This is a genomic window from Neisseria sp. P0001.S005 (assembly GCF_051963715.1).
On the sequence record NZ_JBQCTZ010000008.1, the window covers coordinates 39,316 to 45,315 of the forward strand.

Annotated in this window: 5 protein-coding genes, 1 pseudogene and 1 CRISPR repeat array (1 of these 7 only partly in view); of the genes and pseudogenes, 4 read left to right on the forward strand and 2 right to left on the reverse strand. The window is 50.0% G+C overall.

Annotated features, from left to right (window positions below):
* A CRISPR array of direct repeats spans positions 1-1,258; the repeat unit is 32 nt (it extends 6,776 nt beyond the left edge of the window).
* A gap of 57 nt (positions 1,259-1,315) precedes the next feature.
* The 3 genes from ACTHSP_RS02510 (at position 1,316) to fghA (ending at position 3,544) form a co-directional block, all read left to right on the forward strand.
* Positions 1,316-1,495: a hypothetical protein gene (locus ACTHSP_RS02510; protein WP_003685447.1), complete on the forward strand. Its 180-nt coding sequence runs from the start codon at positions 1,316-1,318 to the stop codon at positions 1,493-1,495.
* Between the two features lie 76 nt (positions 1,496-1,571).
* Complete coding sequence (locus ACTHSP_RS02515) at positions 1,572-2,708, forward strand: S-(hydroxymethyl)glutathione dehydrogenase/class III alcohol dehydrogenase (RefSeq protein WP_049351737.1); 1,137 nt, start codon at positions 1,572-1,574, stop codon at positions 2,706-2,708.
* A gap of 8 nt (positions 2,709-2,716) precedes the next feature.
* Entirely contained in the window at positions 2,717-3,544 is an 828-nt protein-coding gene (fghA, locus tag ACTHSP_RS02520; protein WP_049351734.1) for an S-formylglutathione hydrolase, read from the forward strand.
* A 102-nt stretch (positions 3,545-3,646) separates the two neighbouring features.
* Here the strand turns inward: fghA and ACTHSP_RS02525 are convergent.
* A pseudogene (locus tag ACTHSP_RS02525) lies at positions 3,647-4,597 on the reverse strand (sigma 54-interacting transcriptional regulator); the annotation flags it as partial.
* Between the two features lie 96 nt (positions 4,598-4,693).
* Here ACTHSP_RS02525 and ACTHSP_RS02530 point away from each other — a divergent pair.
* On the forward strand, positions 4,694-5,515 hold the full coding sequence (locus tag ACTHSP_RS02530; RefSeq protein WP_440345580.1) for an IS5 family transposase: 822 nt from the start codon (positions 4,694-4,696) through the stop codon (positions 5,513-5,515).
* Positions 5,516-5,667: 152 nt separating this feature from the next.
* On the opposite strand, the gene ACTHSP_RS02535 is transcribed toward ACTHSP_RS02530, so the two are convergent.
* On the reverse strand, positions 5,668-6,000 hold a 333-nt coding region (locus tag ACTHSP_RS02535; RefSeq protein ID WP_440345579.1), incomplete at its 5' end, for an integrase core domain-containing protein.

Here is a 6,000-nt window from a genome sequence, read left to right on the forward strand (position 1 = left end):
CAGCCCCAGCCCGTAGGCCAGCCGCCTTCGGGCGGCTGTGTGTTGAAACCAGCGAAATATCAGCCGTCTGAGCATCAGGAATATCCAGCCGCCTTCGGGCGGCTGTGTGTTGAAACAGATTGTGTTGCCATGATAAGCCCCTTTCCGGGGCCCAGCCGCCTTCGGGCGGCTGTGTGTTGAAACCTGAAGGTCATGACATTAAAGATATGAATGTTTGGCCAGCCGCCTTCGGGCGGCTGTGTGTTGAAACTTCGTCATTCAGAATGGTACATATCTAACAAAGGATCCAGCCGCCTTCGGGCGGCTGTGTGTTGAAACTTCGTGGGGTATTTTTAGGTCAGGTATGCCGTCCCAGCCGCCTTCGGGCGGCTGTGTGTTGAAACCTGCTCCAATCCGAATCTTTATTTCTATTATTTCCAGCCGCCTTCGGGCGGCTGTGTGTTGAAACCCACGCGCATTTAAAGACAACATCTATTTTTCAGCCAGCCGCCTTCGGGCGGCTGTGTGTTGAAACCGCTGTCGGTGCCGCGTCAAACCCCTGTCGCGCAGTCCAGCCGCCTTCGGGCGGCTGTGTGTTGAAACTTGGCCAACCATGATTTTTTTCCTGCGCGCACCAAACCAGCCGCCTTCGGGCGGCTGTGTGTTGAAACCACGATACGCGACACAAGGCACTGACGCGCATGGCCCAGCCGCCTTCGGGCGGCTGTGTGTTGAAACACAAAACACCGCTTGGGGTGCGTATGCGTTATTTTCCAGCCGCCTTCGGGCGGCTGTGTGTTGAAACTGCTAATGAATTCGGTTTCGATTTGATCCAGTGTCCAGCCGCCTTCGGGCGGCTGTGTGTTGAAACTTGAACAGAATCAAAAACACCGCTAACTTTGTTAGCCAGCCGCCTTCGGGCGGCTGTGTGTTGAAACTATTGGTGCGGTTGTAATCGGCGTTGCTGCTGCTACCAGCCGCCTTCGGGCGGCTGTGTGTTGAAACATGTCATTTATAGTATGACCCTCAGGAATTTTTTCCCAGCCGCCTTCGGGCGGCTGTGTGTTGAAACTTAGGCTTTTGGACTATAAACACACATCAAGCGACCCAGCCGCCTTCGGGCGGCTGTGTGTTGAAACTTCAGCAAGCATGGACGCGGCACGGATGAAATCTTCGTCCCAGCCGCCTTCGGGCGGCTGTGTGTTGAAACGGGCGTACCGGCGCGACCATCAGCGCAGCAGGCGGTGCCAGCCGCCTTCGGGCGGCTGTGTGCTGAAATTCTAGTAACTACGAACTCTATGACGACCTATTCCGTCAGCCGCCTTTGGGTGGCTGTATGTTCAAATATCGTCCAAGCAGGCTACTCTTCTTCGGTGCGCAGGAAATTGCCTGCCAAACGGGACAGCTTCATGACTTAGGGAAACATTCGGAAGCCTTTAACCGCCGATTGTATGGTGGCCCATCAGTCGATCATGCTACCGCCGGAGCGAAAATTGCAAAAATGCTTGCTTTATAGTTAATTCCAAAGTATAAGCTGTTGTTCTCTTTCTTAGGCTAGATAACTTTAATTAATGAATTAAAAGGAAAAAATAATGGAAAATAAACAAACCAATTCGACCATCAAATCTCGTGCGGCGGTAGCATTTGCCCCAAATCAACCCTTACAAATTGTGGAAATCGACGTAGAAATGCCTCGAAAAGGCGAGGTGTTAATTCGTAACACTCACACGGGCGTGTGCCATACAGATGCATTTACGTTATCAGGAAGCGATCCTGAAGGTGTATTTCCTGTGGTGCTTGGACATGAAGGTGCGGGTGTAGTCGTTGCTGTGGGTGAAGGTGTGTCGAGCGTAAAACCAGGTGATCACGTCATTCCTCTTTATACCGCTGAATGTGGCGAATGTGAGTTTTGTCGTTCAGGTAAAACCAACTTATGTGTCTCAGTACGTGATACGCAAGGTAAAGGCTTAATGCCAGATGGTACAACGCGTTTTTCTTATCAAGGTCAGCCGATCTATCACTATATGGGCTGTTCGACTTTCAGTGAATACTCTGTTGTTGCAGAAGTTTCACTGGCAAAAATCAACCCAGAAGCAAACCACGAACAAGTATGCTTACTCGGCTGCGGCGTTACCACAGGTATTGGTGCGGTACATAATACGGCAAAAGTGCAAGAAGGCGACTCTGTTGCCGTGTTTGGCTTGGGGGCGATTGGTTTGGCTGTCGTGCAAGGTGCGCGTCAAGCCAAAGCGGGGCGCATTATCGCTATTGATACTAATTCAGCAAAATTCGAGTTGGCAAAACAGTTCGGTGCAACGGATTGTTTAAACCCGAACGATTACGATAAACCGATTAAAGATGTGTTGTTAGACATCAATAAATGGGGCATTGACCATACCTTTGAATGTATTGGCAATGTAAATGTAATGCGTCAGGCATTAGAAAGTGCGCACCGTGGTTGGGGGCAATCCATTATCATAGGCGTAGCGGGTGCAGGACAAGAAATTTCAACTCGTCCGTTCCAGTTGGTGACCGGTCGCGTTTGGAAAGGTACGGCGTTTGGTGGTGTGAAAGGTCGCTCTGAACTGCCGAAAATGGTGGAAGATTCAATGAAAGGCGACATTGAGTTAGAACCGTTTGTGACCCATACAATGACACTCGATCAAATCAATGAAGCCTTTGAGTTGATGCACGAAGGTAAATCGATCCGCGCTGTTATTCATTACTAAGGCCCGAGATGAAACTGATTGAACAACATCAAATTTTTGGTGGTTCGCAACAAGTTTGGGCACACCATGCCCAAACGCTTCAATGCGAAATGAAATTTGCTGTCTATTTGCCGGATAATCAGGAGAATCGATCGCTTGGTGTGATTTATTGGCTTTCCGGCTTGACGTGTACGGAACAAAATTTCATTACCAAATCAGGCTTTCAACGTTATGCGGCAGAACATCAAGTGATTGTGGTTGCTCCCGATACCAGCCCTCGCGGAGAGCAAGTGCCGAACGATGCTGCTTACGATTTAGGGCAAGGTGCGGGCTTTTATCTTAATGCAACCGAGCAGCCTTGGGCGACGAATTATCAAATGTATGATTATATTTTGAATGAGTTGCCCCGTCTGATTGAGGAAAATTTTCCTACCAACGGTAAATGTTCCATTATGGGACATTCAATGGGCGGACACGGTGCATTGGTATTGGCATTGCGAAACCGGGAACGTTATCAAAGTGTTTCTGCCTTTTCGCCCATTTTGTCGCCCAGTCTCGTGCCTTGGGGGGAGAAAGCCTTTTCTGCTTATTTAGGAAAAGATCGTGAAAAATGGCAGCAATATGATGCTGGCTCGCTCATTCAACAAGGCTATAAAGTGCAAGGTATGCGCATTGATCAGGGCTTGGAAGATGAGTTTTTGCCAACACAATTGCGTACCGAAGATTTTATTGAAACCTGTCGTGCGGCAAATCAGCCGATCAATGTGCGCTTCCATAAAGGCTACGATCATAGCTATTATTTCATCGCCAGTTTTATTGGTGAGCATATTGCCTATCATGCGGCATTTTTGAAGTAAGTCGAAGAAGTGATTTGTGAATCGATCAAACGTTGGAGTGAGCGTTAATTTTTATGTTAACGAAAATAATGCTATCAAAATGAGCTAGCTTGCCTACTCTACTTAAATATCTCCCCATTCTAATCCGAATCGCTGTAAATATTTCCTCAATCGGTCGCTGTCATTGACTTTTGCCCTTTCTGTTCGGGAGACGTTGAACAATGCACGGCCGGCGGTGGCCATATTGGGATGTTTGCGGCATTCGTCGATAACGTGTTGCAGTTGTAGCTTGTCGAATAAATCCAATGTATCCCAATCGACTTTATCGGGGTAGTCTTGTGTTTTTTCAGACGGCCTTTTATGTAGGAGGCCGTCTGAAAAGGGTTCTTCCGACCATAACCATTTGAGGCGTTCAATTTCAGCTTTGACTTGTTCTACCTGTATCCTGCCTTGTGGCGCGAGTGTGGCCAGGCGTATGATGCTGGCGGCGAGGTCGCGGAAGTTGCCGCGCCATGGTGCTTGGTTAGAGTGGGCAAAGTCAAGGTAGGCGGCTAGGGCTTCTTTGTTGAAGCGGGTGGTTCGGCCGAGTTCTTGCGAGGCTAGGGCGAGCTGGTGTTCGACGTTGGGCTCGATGTCTTCGCGGCGGTTGGCGAGTGCGGGTAGTGGGTAATTCCAGATGTTGATGCGGGCGAACAGGTCTTCGCGGAAGCGTCCGGCGCGGATTTCGTGGCGTAGATCGCGGTTGGTGCCGGCGATGAGTTGGAAGTCGCTTTTGACTTCGCTGTCGCTGCCGACGGGATAAAAGTGTTTTTCTTCAATGGCTTTGAGCAACATGGCTTGCTCGTCTAAGCCTAATTCTCCGATTTCGTCTAAAAACAATACGCCGCCGTCGGCAGTTTTCAGATAGCCTTCACGTTTTTCTGCGGCGCCGGTAAAGGCGCCTTTTTTGTGGCCGAACAGGGCAGATGCTGCGCCGTCGCTGCGAAGAGTGGCGCAGTTTACATCGACAAATGTGCCTTTAATCAGATGGCGCGCTTTTTTCAATTCAAAAATCCTGCGTGCCAGCATGGATTTGAGACCTTTGCAAAATTCCCCAAAATCCCCTAAATTCCCACCAAGACATTTAGGGGATTTTCCATGAGCACCTTCTTCCAGCAAACCGCACAAGCCATGATCGCCAAACACATCGACCGCTTCCCACTATTGAAGTTGGATCAAGTGATTGATTGGCAGCCGATCGAACAGTACCTGAATCGTCAAAGAACCCGTTACCTTAGAGACCACCGCGGCCGTCCCGCCTATCCCCTGTTGTCCATGTTCAAAGCCGTCCTGCTCGGACAATGGCACAGCCTCTCCGATCCCGAACTAGAACACAGCCTCATCACCCGCATCGATTTCAACCTGTTTTGCCGTTTTGAAGAACTGAGCATCCCCGATTACAGCACCTTATGCCGCTACCGCAATTGGCTGGCGCAAGACGACACCCTGTCCGAATTGCTGGAACTGATTAACCGCCAACTGACCGAAAAAAACCTAAAAGTAGAGAAGGCATCCGCCGCCGTCATTGACGCCACCATTATTCAAACTGCCGGCAGCAAACAGCGTCAGGCTATAGAAGTCGATGAAGAAGGACAAGTCAGCGGCCAAACCACACCGAGCAAAGACAGCGATGCCCGTTGGACAAAGAAAAACGGTCTCTACAAACTCGGTTACAAACAACATACCCGTACCGATGAGGAAGGCTATATCGAGAAACTGCACATCACCCCCGCCAATACCCATGAGTGCAACCACCTGTCCCCTTTGTTGGAGGGTATTGCCGAAGGCACGACCGTCTATGCCGACAAAGGCTATGACAGTACGGAAAACCGGCAACATCTGAAAGATCGCCGCGTAACCGGTATTTGTCGAAGACCCGTTATGTGGTCGAACAGAGCTTCGGGACGCTGCACCGTAAATTCCGCTACGCCCGGGCAGCCTATTTCGGACTGATTAAAGTGAGTGCGCAAAGCCATCTGAAGGCGATGTGTTTGAACCTGTTGAAAGCGGCTAACAGGCTAAGTGTGTCTGTTGCCGCCTAAAAGGCGGCCCGGATGCCTGATTATCAGGTATCCGGGGAGGATTAAGGGGGTATTTGGGTAGAATTAGGAGTGATTTGGGGAGGGAAATAGCCGAAAACCTGTGTTTAGGTTTCGGCTGTTGGGGGAAGGACTTTTTTGCAAAGGTCTCTGCAAGACCTCAAACGGCGTATCGCCGTTCAAACTGCGGTGCGGCTTCACAGTGTTATAGAAATTAACAAAGCGGCACAACTCCTTTCGCCGGTGTTCCGGACTGTCAAACAACTGTTTCTCATGCCACGTCTCCATCAGGGTGCGGATAACCCGTTCCGCCTTACCGTTAGTCTGCGGACGGGCAACCCGGGTAAACTTTTGACCAATCCCGTTCTCATAACAGGCTACACCGAAAGCATGGTTGGC